Source organism: Mesorhizobium sp. M1348, assembly GCF_040317925.1.
Lineage (GTDB): Bacteria > Pseudomonadota > Alphaproteobacteria > Rhizobiales > Rhizobiaceae > Mesorhizobium.
Map to the genome: position 1 here is coordinate 206733 of NZ_JAMYLH010000009.1, position 16577 is coordinate 223309.

Consider the following 16577-nt stretch of genomic DNA (forward strand, 5'->3'; position numbering starts at 1 on the left):
CCCGCGGCAAGGACGAGTATGGACGCCAGAGGGATCTCCAAGGCCAAGCTGCCGAGCCGCCACGTGACCGTTGGTCCCGAGCGGGCACCGCATCGCTCCTACCTCTATGCGATGGGGCTGTCGGCGGCCGAGATCGCGCAGCCGCTGGTCGGTGTCGCCAGCTGCTGGAACGAAGCAGCACCCTGCAACATCTCGCTGATGCGCCAGGCGCAAGTGGTCAAGAAGGGCGTGGCATCCGCCAATGGCACGCCACGCGAATTCTGCACCATCACCGTCACCGACGGCATCGCCATGGGCCATCAGGGCATGAAGTCGTCGCTGGTGTCGCGCGAGGTCATCGCCGACTCGGTCGAGCTCACGATGCGCGGCCATTGCTACGATGCGTTGGTCGGATTGGCCGGTTGCGACAAGTCGCTGCCCGGCATGATGATGGCCATGGTGCGCCTCAACGTACCGTCGATCTTCATCTATGGCGGCTCGATCCTGCCCGGCAGCTACCGTGGCCGGCAGATCACTGTACAGGACGTGTTCGAGGCGGTGGGCCAGCATTCGGTCGGCACCATCAGCGACGCCGAGCTGCTCGAGATCGAGCAAGCCGCCTGTCCGTCTGCCGGCTCCTGCGGCGCCCAGTTCACCGCCAATACCATGGCCACCGTCGCTGAGGCGATCGGCCTGGCGCTGCCCTATTCCTGCGGCGCGCCGGCACCCTACGAGATGCGCGACCGCTTCAATTTCGCTTCCGGCGAAAAGATCATGGAGCTGATCGCAAGGAACATCCGCCCGCGCGACATCGTTACTATAGAAGCGTTGGAAAATGCCGCGACCGTGGTCTCGGCCACCGGCGGCTCGACCAACGCGGCGCTGCATCTGCCGGCGATCGCGCACGAGGCCGGGATAAAGTTCGATCTTTTCGACGTGGCCAGGATATTCGAGAAAACACCCTATATCGCCGACCTCAAGCCGGGCGGCAAATACGTCGCCAAGGACATGTTCGAGGCCGGCGGCATTCCGCTCTTGATGAAGACGCTGCTCGACCATGGCTATCTTCATGGCGATTGCCTGACGGTGACCGGCCGCACTTTGGCCGAAAATATGGAACATGTTTCCTGGAATGACAGTCAGGATGTGGTCCGTCCCGCCAACAGGCCGATTACCCAGACCGGCGGGGTCGTGGGCTTGAAGGGTAACCTTGCCCCCGAAGGCGCGATCGTGAAGGTCGCTGGTATGGCGGAACTGAAATTCTCGGGTCCGGCGCGCTGCTTCGATTCGGAAGAGGAATGTTTCGAAGCGGTTACACATCGCAACTACAGGGAAGGCGAGGTTCTCGTCATCCGTTACGAGGGTCCGCGCGGCGGCCCGGGCATGCGCGAAATGCTGTCGACGACGGCGGCTCTCTACGGCCAGGGCATGGGCGGCAAGGTGGCGCTCATCACCGACGGGCGTTTTTCGGGCGCAACGCGCGGTTTCTGCATCGGCCATGTCGGGCCGGAAGCGGCAGTGGGCGGCCCGATCGGGCTGCTTAGGGATGGCGACTTGATCTCGATCGATGCGGTGAACGGCACGATCGAGGTTGCATTGTCCAAAGCCGAACTGGCGGCGAGGGCAAAAGCATGGAAGGCGCGCACGACCGATTATCAGTCGGGCGCGATCTGGAAATACGCACAGACGGTCGGATCTGCCCGCGACGGCGCGGTCACCCATCCCGGCGGTGCCAAAGAAACACACTGCTATGCGGACATCTGAGTTGTTGAGGTCGTCTGTCCTTTCGGCACTGGTTGCGCTCGCCACTTTTGGCGCGACCTTGGGCGCCGTCGGCCAGGCCATGGCTTTCGACGACAAGGTATTCGACGACAAGACCGGCGTGAAGCCGCAGTCGAGCCCTTGGGCGGTGTTCCAGTTCGGCTTTTCCGCCTACAAGAACGGCCATAAGGAGCAGGCCGCGGAAGCGTATAAATATGCCGCCGAGAACGGCCAGATCGGCGCCACCTGGAAGCTTGCGCGCATGTATGCGGAAGGCGACGGCGTGGCGCGAGACGACTACGCGGCGTTCAAGTTCTTTAGCGAGATCGTCGACCAGGATGTCGAGCCCGGTTCGCCCGAGGAAAGCTATGTTTCGGACGCGCTGGTGGCGCTTGGCGACTATCTGAGGAAAGGCATTCCCGGCAGCCCCGTCGAGGAGAACGAGGTGGCGGCCCAGGAATATTACATGCGTGCCGCCGCCAACTACCGCAACCCGAACGCCCAGTTCGAGATGGGCCAGATGTTCCTCAAGGGTGAGGGCGGCGTCAAGGCCAGCGTCAAGCAGGCCGGACGCTGGTTCCAGCTGGCGGCCGAAAAGGGCCACGCGGGCGCGCAGGCGACGCTCGGCAACCTGCTTTTCCAAAGCGGCAAGATCGTGCGGGGGCTGGCGATGATGACCGCGGCGCTCGAACGGGCCTCACCCGCCGACCAGCCATGGATCCGCGGCATGCAGGAAGAAGCGTTTGCGGCCGCCGGCGAAGCCGACCGCCGCACCGCGATCTCGCTGGCCGACGACATCCTCACCAAGGGTGGCGGCGACCAATAGGTCGGCGGGATTGTAGATTTAAATCAATTCGCGGTCGGTTCCGCCGGCACGCCGCCGGGCGCCGGTGTTGAGATCGGCGTGCCCTGCAGATGTGGGGCCAGTGTGTCCTCCGGGCAGCCGTCGCGGAGCTTTGTCCAGGACGTGTTGTTGAGCACCATGTCGCAACGGGCGAGATGGCTCCCGCCTGCAACCGTCAGGCAGGCGACCCGGCCGATCTGGAATGATTTGCCGTTGGCAAGGCATTCTGCATCGGCAAAAGCCGGCGTCGCCACCGCCATCGCAAGCGCGCAGCCGATCGGGCAGAATGCAAATCGAGTAGTCATGGGAACCCCAGCCACCATGATGATTTCCCATCAAGCGCGCGATTTGTGGCGATAAGAGGTCAACTTATCAATGTGCCGCCGGACAGCAGCTCCGGTCAGGCCGGCTGCAGCGCCAGATCGATCGCCACCGGTACGTGGTCGGAGGGCTTTTCCCAGGCGCGCACCTGTTTTTCGATCGAGGCCGAGGAAAACCAGTTGGCGGCCTCGGGCGACAAAAGCAGGTGGTCGATGCGGATGCCGTTGTTCTTCTGCCAGGCGCCGGCCTGATAGTCCCAGAACGTAAAGACGTCCGGGGCGTCGCTGACGGCACGCACGGCTTCGGTGAAGCCGAGATTCTTCAGCCGCCGGAACGCCTGCCGCGTCGCGGGTTGGAACAGCGCATCGCTTAGCCAGTTTTCCGGATATTTCGCGTCGATAGGCTCCGGAATGACATTGTAGTCGCCGGCCAGAACCAGCGGCTCTTCCAGTGCAAGCCGCTCCTCGGCCCAGCGCTCCAGCCGCGCCATCCAGGAAAGCTTGTAGGAGAACTTCTTCTCGTCGTCGATCGGGTTGCCGTTCGGCAGATAGATCGAGGCAACGCGCAAGGCGCCCTTGTCGGTCGAGAACACGCCTTCGATGAAACGCGCCTGCTCGTCGGCATCGTCGCCCGGCAAGCCGCGATTGACCTCGTCGAAACGCAGCTTCGACAGGATGGCGACGCCGTTGAAGCCTTTTTGGCCGTAAGTCTCGACATTGTAGCCGAGCGCCTCGATCTCGGCGCGAGGAAACTGCTCGTCGACGGTCTTGATCTCCTGCAGGCAGGCGATGTCTGGCGCGCTTTCCGTCAGCCAATGGGTCAAATTGCCGATGCGGGCGCGAACGCCGTTGATGTTCCAGGTGACGATTTTCATGACGGCCTCGATAGGCTGGTGGTCCGGAGACTAGCGATCCGGCGGGTGACGTTCGACAAGGCCGATCGTATTGCCTGCCGGGTCCTTTAGGAAGGCCATCCATTCGCTTTCCCCCGCCTGGCCGAACAGGCCTTCGGTGTCGCGATGGACGAGCGCCGGCGGCGCGGTGAAGGGGACGCCGGCGGCCTTTGCCGAAGCGTGGAACTCTTCGAGGCCCGAGATGTCGAGATAGACGGTGCCAGCCGGCAGGCCGTCGGTGAAAAGCAGGCGCACGTCACCTGCCATGATGAAGGCGATGCCTGGAGGATCGAAACGCGCATGCAGGCTCATGCCGAGCACCTCGCGCCAGAACGCCAGCGTTGCGTCGAGGTCGCGTCCGGCGGAAAGCGCGACCTGACGGACCGCGCCGATGTCGGGCATTTCTAGATCGAGAAGCTGGTGCCGCAGCCGCAGGAGGCGACCGCATTGGGGTTTCTGATCTGGAACGACTGGCCCATCAGATCGTCGACGAAATCGATCACCGAGCCGCCCATATAGACCAGCGACAGGTCGTCGATCAGCACGGTGGCGCCGTCCTTTTCGATGGCGACGTCGTCGTCATTGCGCCTGTCGACCAGATCGAACTTGTAGGAGAAGCCGGAACAGCCGCCGCCCTCGACCGAAACGCGCAGGGCCGTCTTATCGGCTTCGCTCGCAACAATCTTGGCGATCCGCCTGGCGGCGGCGTCGGTCATCTCGACTTTCATGGCGGTCTTGGCATCAGCGCCCATGGGCGTCACCTTGCTTTCGGTTTTGTATGATAGGTATGAAGCGCGACGGGGCAAGTCAACTGCGGCATACGCTATGACCAACGAGTTGGGCGACATCGGATTCGGCTATCGGCCGCGCGCGGCCTATGCCAGCGACCCGGCGAAATCGCGCGGGCGGCTGTTCGACGAGGTGGAAAGCCCGACGCGCACGCCGTTCCAGCGCGACCGCGACCGCATCATCCATTCGACGGCGTTCCGCCGGCTGAAGCACAAGACGCAAGTGTTCGTCGCACATGAAGGCGACCATTACCGCACAAGGCTGACGCATTCGATCGAGGTGGCGCAAATTGCACGCGCTCTGGCGCGGGCGCTGCGCGGCGACGAGGACCTGGCCGAGGCGGTGGCCCTGGTGCACGACTTCGGCCACACGCCCTTCGGCCATACCGGCGAGGACGCGCTGAACGATAAGATGGCCGCCTGGGGCGGCTTCGACCACAATGCACAATCGCTGCGCGTGGTGACGCGGCTGGAGCGGCGCTATGCCGAGTTCGACGGGCTGAACCTCACCTGGGAAACGCTGGAGGGGCTGGTCAAGCACAATGGCCCGCTGACCGATGCCAAAGGGAAAGGGCTGAAGGGGCCGGTGCCGCAGGCAATCCGCGACTATTCCGAACTGCACGACCTCGAACTCGACCGCTTCGCCGGTATCGAGGCCCAGTGCGCGGCGATTGCCGACGACATCGCCTACAACACCCACGACATCGATGACGGCTTGAGGGCAGGGCTGTTGACGCTGGATATGCTGGAGGATGTCTCGCTGCCGGGGTCGATCCTCAAGGGCGTGCGTGAGCGCTATCCGGCGCTCGATGACGTACGCACCAGCCACGAGCTGATGCGCCGGCAGATCACCATCATGGTCGAGGACGTGATCGTCTCGACGACGGCCAATCTGGCGCGCATCAAACCCGGCAGCGCCGAAGCGGTAAGGGCGGCCGGCGAGACGATGGTGAGCTTCTCCGCCGAAACGGCCGCATCGGAAAAGGAGCTGAAGGCCTTTCTTTACAAGCACCTCTACCGGCACGCGGAGGTCATGCGGGTGCGCGCCGATGCCGACCAGATCGTCAGGGACCTGTTCGACGTTTATTTCGCCGATCCGCGCGCCATGCCGGATGGCTGGCGCGAAGGGCTCGACCGGGCAGAGGACCGCGTCAAGGCGCGCAGTGTTGCCGATTTCCTGGCCGGCATGACGGACACTTATGCGCTCAAGGAACACAGGCGTTTGTTTGACCATACGCCGGATTTGAGCTAGGGCGGGCTCGATTTGCCGGCCAACGCGCCGGATCCCTGCAAAACCGTCAGAGCCATAGCAATGAACATCTTCGCCGATTTCAACGCGCGAATCATAAAGGCCGTCGAAGCGCTTGATTTGAAAGACAAGGATGGCGTGTCGCCGGACCTGTCGCGCATCGCTGTCGAGCCGCCGCGCGATGCCAGCCATGGCGACCTCGCGACCAACGCAGCCATGGTGTTGGCCAAGCCGACCGGCCAGAACCCGCGTGCGCTGGCCGAAAGGCTGGCCGAGGCGCTGCGCGCCGACGAGGATATCGCGGCCGCCGAGATCGCCGGCCCGGGCTTTGTCAATCTCAGGCTCAAGGACGGCTTCTGGCAGGCGCATCTGACGGCGCTGCTCGGCGAAGGCCGCAACTACGGCCGCTCGACGGTCGGCGGCGGCAAGAAAACCAATGTCGAATATGTCTCGGCCAACCCGACCGGCCCGATGCATGTCGGGCATTGCCGGGGTGCCGTGGTCGGCGACGCGCTCGCCAATCTGATGGCCTTCGCCGGTTACGACGTGACCAAGGAATACGTCATCAACGATGCCGGTTCGCAAATCGATGTGCTCGGACGCTCGGTCATGCTGCGCTACCGCGAGGCGCTTGGCGATGAGATCGGCGACATTCCGGCCGGGCTTTATCCAGGCGACTATCTGATCCCCGTTGGTCAGGCGCTGGCCAACGAATTCGGCCGCTCCCTGCTGCAGATGCCGGACGAGGAGGCGCTTGCCATCGTCAAGGACAGGACGATCGATGCGATGATGACGATGATCCGCGAGGATCTGGCGCTGCTCAACGTGCATCACGACGTCTTCTTCTCCGAGCGGACGCTGCATGCCAACAATGCGAAGAAGATCCGCTCGGCGATCAGCGACCTGACGCTGAAGGGCCACATCTACAAGGGCAAGCTGCCGCCGCCCAAGGGCGAGAAGCCGGACGACTGGGAGGACCGCGAGCAGACGCTGTTCCGCTCGACCGCAGTCGGCGACGATATGGACCGGGCGCTGGTCAAGTCGGACGGCACCTTCACTTATTTCGCCGCCGACGTCGCTTATCTCAAGGACAAGGTCGATCGCGGCTTCGTCGATCTGATCTATGTGCTTGGCGCCGATCATGGCGGCTATGTGAAACGGCTGGAAGCGCTTGCCCGGGCGATTGCGGGCGACGAGGTCAAGCTAACCGTGCTGCTTTGCCAACTGGTGAGGCTGTTTCGCGCCGGCGAGCCGGTGCGCATGTCGAAGCGGTCCGGCGAGTTCGTGACCTTGCGCGAAGTGGTCGAGGAGGTTGGCCGCGACCCGATCCGCTTCATGATGCTCTATCGCAAGAACGACGCGCCGCTCGACTTCGACTTCGCCAAGGTGACCGAGCAGTCGAAGGACAATCCGGTGTTCTACGTGCAGTACGCCTCGGCGCGCTGCCATTCGGTGTTTCGGCAGGCGAGCGAGCAATTGGGCGAGGCCATGTTCGACCGCAACCAGCTGGCCGCCGAAGTGGCTTTGCTGACCGATGAGGGTGAGATCGGCCTGATCAGGAAACTCGCCGAATATCCGCGGCTGATCGAAGCGGCGGCGCTCGCGCTCGAGCCCCACCGGCTGGCATTTTACCTCTACGAACTCGCTTCCAGCTTCCACGGACACTGGAACCGGGGCACCGATAATCCCGACTTACGTTTTGTTAAGGTTAACGACCGACAATTGACGCATGCCAGACTAGGGCTGGTGCAGGCTGTTTCGGACGTTTTGGCGTCCGGCCTGACGCTGATCGGAGCCAATGCGCCCACCGAAATGCGTTAGGTTTGAGTAAAAAACCTGTCACCTTTTGCCCACATTGCGCTGGTAAGGGCCAACCCTACGCGACGTCCATGGCGTCCGAATGAGTGCGAGTTCGGGAACAATAATGGCAGACAGAACCCAGCTGAGAGCAGCCGACCACAACGACATCGCCAACGATGATCCGTTCGCGGAACTGACCAGGATCATGGGGTTCGACCCGCGCCAGCCGGTCAAACCGCAAACCCCGGCCCAGCCGAAAACCGCTGCCGTCGAGCCTCCGGTGGACGAGGGCGATTTCGACATCGATCTCGAGAAGGAGTTGATGGGCGAGTTCGGCGCCGACGCCAATGACAATGCTTCCCCTGCCGAGCTTCGCGAGCCGGCACCCGAACCGGCTACCGCGGATGAAATGGAGGACGCGCTTGCCGCCTCGTTCGAACAGGATTTCGCGTTCGACGACAGTGCGGCGGATGATGCTGCTCCTTTTGCGGCCGCTCCTGTTGCCGCCGACGAAATTGCCTCCGGCCCCGAAAGATCGTTCGCTCCCGCTGTCGAGCCGGAGTTCGACGACGAGTTTCATAACGCCGTCGCCGGCTCGCTCGAAGACGTGTCGCCGTTCGAGGATGACCTTTCGAGTGACGACGAACTTGCCGCCTCGCTCGACCAGGATTTTCGGCTCGACGACGATGTGACGGCCAAGATCGCGGTGACCGGCGAGGATGAACCCAGGGCCGCAGCCGAGGCGATCGAGCCGGTCGACGAGCCCGCCTTCGACGATGAGTTCGACAACGCCGTGGCAAGTTCGCTCGAAGATGAGCTGATGCTCGAAGAGCATGAGCCGATGGAGCAGACCGTCGCCGTTGAAACCGCGGCGCAAGCCGCCGCGCCTGCGTTCGATGACGAGTTCGACGATGCCGTTGCAAGCTCGCTCGAAGACGAGCTGATGTTCGACGAACATGAGCCGGCGGTCGCCGCCCCGGCATCGCCGGCTGAGGCGGTTTCGGCCGATGAGGATCTTGCCGGCCATTTCGATGATGCCATGGCCGATGTCGACATGGACTTCGACGTTCGCCCGAACGAGCCTGCCGAAATCGAAGAACCAGCGTTTATCGAAGAGCTGTCGATCGAAGAGCCAGAGGCCGCCCGGCTTTCCGGCACGGCCGCCGAAGCGGCGTTCGACGACGATTTCGATCTGAGCTTCGACGATGCGCCTGCCGAGGACGCCGAAGAGCCGGTGGCGCAGGTCGTTGCAGCCGAACCAGCGGCGCCGGCCGCCGCTGTCGTCCCGACGGCCCCAGTGGCTGAGGAACGCAGCCTGGAGGACGAGCTGAACGCGCTGCTGGGTGCGATGAGCACACGACCGGCACAAACGGTCAACGAACCTCAGACAAGCCAGCAGTCTGCCCAGCAGCCTGCCCAGAAGCCCGTTATGGTTGCTCAGCAGCCCGTCGCGCCGGTAATTCAGAAGCCAGCAGTGGCTGCTGAACAGCCCATGGGTGCGGCTGAAGACGTCACCAACGAACCGGTGCATCCTGTCGACGAGCTGGATTGGGAACTCGACGAGCACGAGCCCGCTGAGCCGCAGCAGTCCAGTGCCGCCGATGACGCCGATCTTGGCAGTGTCCTCCTCGATGAGCTTGAAGGCGAGGATTTCGGTGTTGAAGCCGCTGCCGGACCTGCGGATGATTTAGACAACGATGCGCTCGATGCCGACTTCGCCAGGAATATCGGCCTGGATCATGACTCGGCCGACAAGAGTGCCGCAGCTGCTTCCGAAGAAGATCCGCTCGATGCGCTGAACTGGCTGACGACACGCGCCACACCGCCCGAGCCGGCCCGCTCGTGGAGCCGCGTGACGCCCGTCGCACAGCCTCAGCCCGCTTTTGCAAGCCAGCCGGTCGCTTCGGCGCGTCCGGCACCGCCGCAGCCGGCTGCAACGCCGTCCAATCGGGCCGCACCGGTCGAAGAGAGGCCGTCCTATGAAGATCGGCCCGCCTACACGGAAGCTGCACCAACCTCGCATCAACAGCCTTCCGCATATGACGAGATGCCCGATGTCGAGACGGTCGACGTGCCCGAGCGCGTCGTGGCGCTGGCGGACGATCTCGACATTCCGGAGCTCAACTTCGACGATGACGAGCCGGTGGCGCCCGCCTACGACGATCTTGATGCCGATTTTGCCAGCCTTCTCACCGAAATGAATGCCACGGATATAGCGCCCGCCCCGGTGCGCAGTGCTGGCTACGACGATGAATACGATGCCGGCTTCGCGTCTGGCTATAAGCAGGATCGCGGCGAGACGCGCGCCTATGGCGCCAAGCCTGCGGAAGCCCCCGTCAGCGCGGCGGCCGCTTCCTATGCCGATGCAGCGGACGGTTTCGATCTGGCCCCATTGCCCAGTGGCCAGCCGGTTTCGCAGGCCGACGATTTCACCTTCGATGAGCTCGATTACGATCCCGAACTGGACGAGGAGATGTCGGTTCCGGGTCTTGCCGAACGCGGGGCCGAAAGGCAGCCGCGCAGGCGCGGGCTGCTGATAGGAGCGGTGGTTGGCGCGGTGGCGATCGCCGGAGGCCTTGGCGCCTTTGCGTTGACCCACGGCGGCAAGAGCGGCAGCGATGCGCCGGTTATCGTCAAGGCGGACAACAGGCCGATCAAGATCAAGCCGGAAAATCCAGGCGGCACCGTCGTGCCGAACCAGGACAACAAGGTTTATGACGCTGTGGTCAAGGGCGCCAAGCCCGCCGAGCCCGTTCAGCAGAAGCTGGTCACCAACACCGAAGAGCCTGTGGACCTGAAGGCCAACGAACCGGAGAGCCGCGTCGTCGATCTTTCGCCCAATGACCCCGATGCCGCAGACGATATCGACGCGCCCGGCACCGTGGCGTCCGACACCGACGCGTCTGGCACCAACGTGCCTGACACCAACGCGTCTGACCCCAGCGCGCTTGGCGCCAATGCAGCTGGCGCTTCCGAAACCGCCGCCGCACCGGCGCCCAAGTCCGAGGATCGCATCGCGCAGGTCCTGCAGGAGGCCGAGAAGGGTGCAAACCCCGAGATCGTCGCCGTTGCGCCGCGCAAGGTACGGACCATGGTCGTGAAACCTGACGGCTCGCTGGTGGCGCGCGAAGATCCGGCGCCTGCCGCCCCGCAGATGGCTGCTGCCGAGCCGGCCGATCCGGCGCCGCAGCACGTGGCTCCGGCGGGCCAGGCCGACGCCGCCGCGCAGACCGGCACCGTGCCCCTGATCGACCAAATGACAAGTGATCCGAAGATTGGCGATCAGAAGATTGGTGACCAGCCGAGTGGCGATCAGGCCGAAACCACCAAGCTGCAGCCGGCGCCCAAGCCCGACACAAAGGCTGAAGCCAAGCCGTCAGCCAGCAAGCAGTCCGCCAGCACCCCGGCCACGGTTCCGGTGGCGCCGCAGCGTCCGTCCGACCAGCCGGTCGACGTGGTCGGCGAGGTCAAGCCCGATCAGGTTGCTTCCATCGATCCGGCTGCGGCCGGCGCTGGTTCGTGGTCGATACAGATCGCTTCGCAGCCGACAGTCGAAAGCGCCCAGGCGACTTACCAGGATCTGCAGCGCCGCTACGGCAGCGTGCTTTCCGGCCGCACCGCCAACATCGTCAAGGCCGAGATTGCCGGCAAGGGCACCTTCTACCGCGTCCGCGTTCCGGCGCAGTCTCGCAACGAGGCGATCAAACTGTGCACCAGCTACAAGGCTGCCGGCGGCAATTGCTTCGTGTCCCACTAGCGGCACCAAAGCCCCTCGAAAGCCGGCGCCCGCGCCGGCTTTTTTGCGTGAGCGGAAAGCTTTGGAGGCAATTGCGGGCGATTCCCTTTGTCGGCGCGAAGCTCTAAACTGTTCCGCATGACCGAATCAAAATCCATGATCCTCGGCTGCGCCGGGAAATCACTGACCCGCGACGAGATCCGTTTCTACCGCAACGAATGCCCGTGGGGCTTCATCCTGTTTGCGCGCAATATCGGCGAGACCGAGCAGATCCGCGATCTGGTCGCCGCCATGCGCGACTGCGTCGGGCGTGCGGATGCGCCCGTATTCATCGACCAGGAGGGTGGCCGGGTGCAGCGCCTGCGGCCGCCGCTGGCGCCCAACTATCCGGCTGCGGGCGCACTCGGTGCCTTGTGGCGCGACGACCATGACGCCGGCACCCGTGCCGCCTGGCTGATGGCGCGGCTGCATGCCTTCGATCTGCTGCGCTACGGCATCACGGCGGATTGCCTGCCGGTGCTCGACGTGCCGATAGAGGGCGCCAGCGACGTCATCGGCGCGCGCGCCTATGGCAAGGAGCCGCGCGCCGTCGTCGAATTGGGTCGCGCCGCGGCGGAAGGCCTGATGGCGGGCGGCGTGCTGCCGGTGATGAAGCATATTCCCGGTCATGGAAGGGCCTTCGCCGATACGCATTTCGAACTGCCGACCGTCGATGCCTCGATCGGCGACCTGCAGCGGCATGATTTTGCGCCGTTCAGGGAGCTCAACCATTTGCCGATGGCGATGACGGCGCATGTTGTCTATAGCGCGATCGACCCGAAGAACCCGGCCACGACATCCGGCAAGGTCATCGAAAAGATCATCCGCGGCGAAATCGGCTTCGACGGGCTGTTGATGAGCGACGACACCTCGATGAAGGCACTTTCTGGGGATTTCCCATCAAAGGCGGCCGCGATCCTTGCGGCGGGCTGCGATCTGGTCCTTCACTGCAACGGCGTGTTCGAGGAGATGGCCGGCATTGCATCGCGCACGACCGGGCTTGAAGGCAAGTCGTTTGAGCGCGCGGAGCGGGCGCTGACCTATATCAGGAACCGTGACGTGGCGGACGAGACCGAGATTCGGGCCGAATTTGCCAGTTATTTCGACGCGGTGGCCTAGCATCAAAGGAAGCGAAGTGGCGGAAACATTGGACCTGAAGGCCGGCAAGGCCGCACCGATGGACCGCTTGTGGGCCGAGAACGACGATTCTCGGCTGACCGGCGATCCGGCGTTGGTCGTCGATGTGGCCGGCTTCGAAGGTCCGCTCGATCTTCTGCTGCATCTTGCCCGCAATCAGAAGGTCGACCTGTCGCGTATCTCGATCCTGGCGCTGGCCGAACAGTATCTGGCCTTCGTCGAGAAGGTGAGGGCGCTAAGGCTGGAGCTTGCCGCCGACTATCTGGTGATGGCGGCGTGGCTGGCGTTTCTCAAATCGAAGCTCCTGATCCCCAAGCAGCCCGGCGACGAAGGCGAAAGCGGCGAGGAGCTGGCGGCGGTGCTGCAGTTCCGGCTGAAGCGGCTGGAGGCGATGCGCGACGCGGCGGCACGCCTGGTCAACCGCAACCGGCTCGGACGCGACGTGTTTGCACGCGGCATGCCGGAAATGGTCATCGTCGAGAAGCGCAATGCCTATTCGGCCTCGCTCTACGACCTGTTGACCGCCTATGCCCAGCAGCGCCAGAAGCAGGCGATCACCAATGTGACGATCGCCAGGCGCGGCGTCTGGTCGCTCAAGGATGCGCGCGACGTGCTGACCAGGCTGATCGGGTCGCTGCGCGACTGGACGGCGCTCGACAGTTTCCTGGTCGAATATCTGGCCGGCCCGGAAGAGCGGCGCACCGCGGTTGCCAGCTCGTTTGCCGCGACGCTGGAACTGGTGCGCGAAGGCAAGATGGAGATGCGGCAGGACCAGGTGTTCGCGCCGCTTTATCTGCGCGGCCGCGCCCAGGCCATCAAGATAGTCGAGGTGACACCATGAGCGAACGCGCCAACGCTTCGGTCATTCCGTTCAAGGTCGAAGACGACGTCGAGCAAGGCGCGGTCGCCGAAAACCCGGCACAAAACCAGGGGCAGAATTTGACGCAGAATCCTGGCGAGCGGCTGCATATGGCGGAGGCCGTACGGATGGCCGAGGCGATCGTATTCGCCAGCGCCGAGCCGGTCAGCGCAAAACAGCTCACTTCGCGGCTGCCCGACGGCATCAACATTGCCGCGGCGATGGCCGAACTGCAGCAGATCTATGCTCGGCGCGGCGTCAATCTGGTGCGCGTCGGCGATGCCTGGGCTTTTCGCACCGCCGGCGACCTCGCCTTCCTGATGAGCCGTGACACGGTGCAACAGCGCAAACTTTCCCGCGCTGCCCTCGAAGTGCTGGCGATCATCGCCTACCACCAGCCGGTAACGCGTGCCGAGATCGAGGATATCCGCGGCGTCGAGACGTCAAAGGGGACGCTCGACACGCTGATGGAGACCGAATGGGTGAGGATGCGCGGCCGGCGCCGTACGCCCGGCCGTCCCGTCACCTATGGCACGACCGATATTTTCCTCGACCATTTCGCGCTGGAGGAGATACGCGATCTCCCCGGCATGGAGGAATTGAAGGGTGCGGGGCTGCTGTCCGGCCGCATGCCGTCGAATTTCGCGGTGCCGCTGCCGCCGGCCGACCCCGATGCGCTCACCGACGACGAGGATCCGCTGACCGATATCGACCTCGAAGAACTGGGCCTTTTGACGCCGCGCGTCACGGAAGATTGAGCCGAGCGCCATCTTAAAGCCACAGGCGGGATGGAACTGCGCCGATTGGTAGCGGGCCGCCGTGCCGAAAGTGCGTGACTTCGGCGACTCATTCATGAACTCTGTCGCAGTTCTGTTTGAATCCGAACCCGAAAGCGCATAGATCAGCGTCTGGGAAACCGTTCGAGAGAGATTTGCTATGGGTTCATTTTCGATTTGGCACTGGATGATCGTTCTGGTGATCGTGCTGCTGGTCTTCGGCCGCGGCAAGATCCCCGAGCTGATGGGCGACATGGCCAAGGGCATCAAGAGCTTCAAGAAGGGCATGGCCGACGACGAGACTGCCGAGGACAAGCGCACTGTCGAACACCGTGCCGACGAAACCGTTTCGGTACCGAAGGAAAAGGCCAGCAAAAGCTGAGCCCAAACTTTAGTCGGAACGTATAGCCATGTTCGAAGTCGGCTGGACCGAGATGCTGGTGATCGCGATCGTCATGATCGTGGTCGTCGGGCCCAAGGATTTGCCCAACATGCTGCGCACCTTCGGCCGCACGACGGCGAAGCTGCGCGCCATGGCGTCCGATTTCCAGCGGCAGTTCAATGATGCGCTGAAGGAAGCCGAACTCGACGACGTCAAGAAGTCGGTCGATTCGCTGAGAAGCCTCAATCCGGCAGCCGAGATCAGGAAGCAGCTCAATCCATTCGAGCAGGCCGCCGCCGACGTCCGTTCCGGCGTCGATGCCGTGATGAAGCCCAAGCCGGCCGTCGATGCCGCCGCTTCGACAGAGCAGGCGGCCGAGCCGCTGAAGAACGGCGCAACGACGATGCCGGGCGTCAGCCCGCCGGAGCCGACGCCGGCCACGCCGATCTTTCCGGCGATGACGGACGAGTCCGTCGTGGCGCCGGCAGTACAGGCGCAAACGGCTGCAGCGGCCGTGCCGCAAAAAGCGCCGGCGGCAAAGAAGAAGCCGGCGCCCGCGAAAGCCGCGGCTGCCGCGCCGGCCAAGCCGGCAAAGACCGCTGCGCCAAAGGCCGCCGCAAAAGCTGAGCCAAAACCGCAGTCGTCAGCAGCGAAGAAGCCGGCGGCAGCAGCGAAGAAGCCTGCGACAGCAACGAAGAAGCCGGCCGCCACGAAAACGGCGGGAGCCGCCAAGTGAGCACTTCGGACACGGAAAAGGACGAGATCGAAAAATCGTCGGCTCCGCTGATGGAGCACCTGATCGAGCTGCGCCGGCGGCTGATGTGGTCGATCGGCGGTTTTTTCGTCGCCTTCCTGGTCTGCTTCTTCTTCGCCAAGAAGCTGTTCAACCTGTTGGTGATCCCGTTCAGATGGGCGACCCAATGGGCCGGGCTCGACCCGCACAAGGTCGAGCTGATCTATACGGCGCCGCAGGAATTCTTCTTTACCCAGGTCAAGCTCGCCATGTTCGGCGGCATGGTCATCGCCTTTCCGCTGATCGCCACGCAGATCTACAAATTCATCGCGCCCGGCCTCTACAAGAACGAACGCAATGCCTTCCTGCCGTTCCTGATCGCCTCGCCGATCCTGTTCTTGATGGGCGCGTCGCTGGTCTATTTCTTCTTCACGCCGATGGTGATGTGGTTCTTCCTCGCCATGCAGCAGACCGGCACCAACGACCAGGTGCAGATTTCGCTGCTGCCGAAAGTGTCCGAATATCTCAGCCTGATCATGACGCTGATCTTCTCCTTCGGCCTGGTGTTCCAGTTGCCGGTGGTGACCAGCCTGATGACGCGGGTCGGCATGCTGTCGTCGCAGGGATTGGCCGAGAAGCGCAAATGGGCGATCGTCATCGCCTTCGTCGTGGCGGCGGTGCTGACGCCGCCCGACCCGATGAGCCAGATCGGCCTCGCCATTCCGACGATCCTGCTCTACGAGGTCTCGATCTGGTCGGCCCGGCTGATCGAGCGCAGCAAGGAGCGCGACCGTGTGGCCCGCGAAAAGCAGGACGCCACCGAAGAGGTGGCCGAAAAGCCGGCGGACGCGTCTTCGACGTAGGTTCGGTTGAGGCGGGCAGCATCTTTTTGCCGGCCGCAGCAACTTTGTTCTTGCTTTGTGCCGGCAGCTATGCTACTGATTTGGGTATGGTGCCAATTGGCTCCAAAAACCCGCCTCCCGAGGCGGGTTTTTTGTTTCTTGCTTCCTTTTGAGAGTTCCTGCGTTGTCGGCGGGACAGCGCCCCCCTCTGTCCTGCCGGACATCTCCCCCACAGGCGGGGAGATCGGCTGTCCTTGCCGCTTTCGCCAATCTCATAGGATGCAGAAAGGGCGCTGTCCCCAAAGCTGCCGATCTCCCCCTTGAGGGGGAGATGTCCGGCAGGACAGAGGGGGGCGCGAAGGAACTCGGCCTGACATCTTGCATCAACGAAAGATGCGGTTTACGCCCTCTGGTCTTTGTTTTGGGCATCTCGTTGCCC

15 protein-coding genes are annotated in these 16577 nt (G+C 63.6%); 11 read left to right on the forward strand and 4 right to left on the reverse strand.

Going from position 1 to position 16577, the window contains the following annotated elements; genetic code table 11:
- The first annotated feature begins 18 nt into the window (after positions 1–18).
- Entirely contained in the window at positions 19–1743 is a 1725-nt protein-coding gene (ilvD, locus tag NKH13_RS18030; protein ID WP_352721656.1) for a dihydroxy-acid dehydratase, read from the forward strand.
- The gene (locus NKH13_RS18035) at positions 1730–2566 is read left to right on the forward strand and encodes a tetratricopeptide repeat protein (protein ID WP_023678939.1); all 837 of its coding nucleotides are present in this window, start codon (positions 1730–1732) and stop codon (positions 2564–2566) included. Before ilvD ends, NKH13_RS18035 begins: the two co-directional genes overlap by 14 nt.
- A gap of 23 nt (positions 2567–2589) precedes the next feature.
- On the opposite strand, the gene NKH13_RS18040 is transcribed toward NKH13_RS18035, so the two are convergent.
- From NKH13_RS18040 to erpA, 4 genes are all read right to left on the reverse strand, one after another.
- Complete coding sequence (locus tag NKH13_RS18040) at positions 2590–2907, reverse strand: hypothetical protein (protein WP_352721657.1); 318 nt, start codon at positions 2905–2907, stop codon at positions 2590–2592.
- A gap of 77 nt (positions 2908–2984) precedes the next feature.
- Positions 2985–3779: an exodeoxyribonuclease III gene (gene xth, locus NKH13_RS18045; protein WP_352721659.1), complete on the reverse strand. Its 795-nt coding sequence runs from the start codon at positions 3777–3779 to the stop codon at positions 2985–2987.
- A 30-nt stretch (positions 3780–3809) separates the two neighbouring features.
- Positions 3810–4199 carry a VOC family protein gene (locus tag NKH13_RS18050; RefSeq protein WP_352666048.1) on the reverse strand — a complete coding sequence of 130 codons (390 nt, stop codon included), beginning with the start codon at positions 4197–4199 and terminating at the stop codon, positions 3810–3812.
- A 2-nt stretch (positions 4200–4201) separates the two neighbouring features.
- The gene (erpA, locus tag NKH13_RS18055) at positions 4202–4549 is read right to left on the reverse strand and encodes an iron-sulfur cluster insertion protein ErpA (protein WP_352913405.1); all 348 of its coding nucleotides are present in this window, start codon (positions 4547–4549) and stop codon (positions 4202–4204) included.
- Positions 4550–4622: 73 nt separating this feature from the next.
- Here erpA and NKH13_RS18060 point away from each other — a divergent pair, with 73 nt between their 5' ends.
- The 9 genes from NKH13_RS18060 (at position 4623) to tatC (ending at position 16159) form a co-directional block, all read left to right on the forward strand.
- A complete protein-coding gene (locus tag NKH13_RS18060; RefSeq protein ID WP_352721661.1) occupies positions 4623–5837 on the forward strand; it encodes a deoxyguanosinetriphosphate triphosphohydrolase in 1215 nt (404 codons plus the stop codon).
- Between the two features lie 60 nt (positions 5838–5897).
- Entirely contained in the window at positions 5898–7655 is a 1758-nt protein-coding gene (argS, locus tag NKH13_RS18065) for an arginine--tRNA ligase (protein WP_352913407.1), read from the forward strand.
- 103 nt (positions 7656–7758) lie between these two features.
- Complete coding sequence (locus NKH13_RS18070; RefSeq protein WP_352721664.1) at positions 7759–11391, forward strand: SPOR domain-containing protein; 3633 nt, start codon at positions 7759–7761, stop codon at positions 11389–11391.
- A gap of 117 nt (positions 11392–11508) precedes the next feature.
- Positions 11509–12528, forward strand: coding sequence for a beta-N-acetylhexosaminidase (gene nagZ / locus NKH13_RS18075; protein ID WP_352721666.1), 1020 nt, complete (start codon positions 11509–11511; stop codon positions 12526–12528).
- A 58-nt stretch (positions 12529–12586) separates the two neighbouring features.
- Positions 12587–13387 carry a segregation and condensation protein A gene (locus tag NKH13_RS18080; RefSeq protein ID WP_023678931.1) on the forward strand — a complete coding sequence of 267 codons (801 nt, stop codon included), beginning with the start codon at positions 12587–12589 and terminating at the stop codon, positions 13385–13387.
- Positions 13384–14163: an SMC-Scp complex subunit ScpB gene (gene scpB, locus NKH13_RS18085; protein WP_352721667.1), complete on the forward strand. Its 780-nt coding sequence runs from the start codon at positions 13384–13386 to the stop codon at positions 14161–14163. Before NKH13_RS18080 ends, scpB begins: the two co-directional genes overlap by 4 nt.
- A gap of 178 nt (positions 14164–14341) precedes the next feature.
- A complete protein-coding gene (locus NKH13_RS18090) occupies positions 14342–14563 on the forward strand; it encodes a twin-arginine translocase TatA/TatE family subunit (RefSeq protein ID WP_352490594.1) in 222 nt (73 codons plus the stop codon).
- A 28-nt stretch (positions 14564–14591) separates the two neighbouring features.
- The gene (tatB, locus tag NKH13_RS18095; protein ID WP_352913410.1) at positions 14592–15299 is read left to right on the forward strand and encodes a Sec-independent protein translocase protein TatB; all 708 of its coding nucleotides are present in this window, start codon (positions 14592–14594) and stop codon (positions 15297–15299) included.
- Positions 15296–16159 carry a twin-arginine translocase subunit TatC gene (gene tatC, locus NKH13_RS18100; protein WP_023720061.1) on the forward strand — a complete coding sequence of 288 codons (864 nt, stop codon included), beginning with the start codon at positions 15296–15298 and terminating at the stop codon, positions 16157–16159. Before tatB ends, tatC begins: the two co-directional genes overlap by 4 nt.
- Positions 16160–16577 lie beyond the last annotated feature (418 nt).

Excerpts from the sequence above, each read along its gene's own strand:
- scpB (WP_352721667.1), top strand. The coding sequence starts at position 13,384 with ATGAGCGAACGCGCCAACGCTTCGGTCATTCCGTTCAAGGTCGAAGAC.
- erpA (WP_352913405.1), bottom strand. The coding sequence starts at position 4,549 with ATGGGCGCTGATGCCAAGACCGCCATGAAAGTCGAGATGACCGACGCC.
- tatB (WP_352913410.1), top strand. The coding sequence starts at position 14,592 with ATGTTCGAAGTCGGCTGGACCGAGATGCTGGTGATCGCGATCGTCATG.
- NKH13_RS18035 (WP_023678939.1), top strand. The coding sequence starts at position 1,730 with ATGCGGACATCTGAGTTGTTGAGGTCGTCTGTCCTTTCGGCACTGGTT.
- NKH13_RS18070 (WP_352721664.1), top strand. The coding sequence starts at position 7,759 with ATGGCAGACAGAACCCAGCTGAGAGCAGCCGACCACAACGACATCGCC.
- nagZ (WP_352721666.1), top strand. The coding sequence starts at position 11,509 with ATGACCGAATCAAAATCCATGATCCTCGGCTGCGCCGGGAAATCACTG.
- NKH13_RS18060 (WP_352721661.1), top strand. The coding sequence starts at position 4,623 with ATGACCAACGAGTTGGGCGACATCGGATTCGGCTATCGGCCGCGCGCG.
- argS (WP_352913407.1), top strand. The coding sequence starts at position 5,898 with ATGAACATCTTCGCCGATTTCAACGCGCGAATCATAAAGGCCGTCGAA.
- NKH13_RS18050 (WP_352666048.1), bottom strand. The coding sequence starts at position 4,199 with ATGCCCGACATCGGCGCGGTCCGTCAGGTCGCGCTTTCCGCCGGACGC.
- ilvD (WP_352721656.1), top strand. The coding sequence starts at position 19 with ATGGACGCCAGAGGGATCTCCAAGGCCAAGCTGCCGAGCCGCCACGTG.
- NKH13_RS18080 (WP_023678931.1), top strand. The coding sequence starts at position 12,587 with ATGGACCGCTTGTGGGCCGAGAACGACGATTCTCGGCTGACCGGCGAT.
- xth (WP_352721659.1), bottom strand. The coding sequence starts at position 3,779 with ATGAAAATCGTCACCTGGAACATCAACGGCGTTCGCGCCCGCATCGGC.
- NKH13_RS18090 (WP_352490594.1), top strand. The coding sequence starts at position 14,342 with ATGGGTTCATTTTCGATTTGGCACTGGATGATCGTTCTGGTGATCGTG.
- NKH13_RS18040 (WP_352721657.1), bottom strand. The coding sequence starts at position 2,907 with ATGGTGGCTGGGGTTCCCATGACTACTCGATTTGCATTCTGCCCGATC.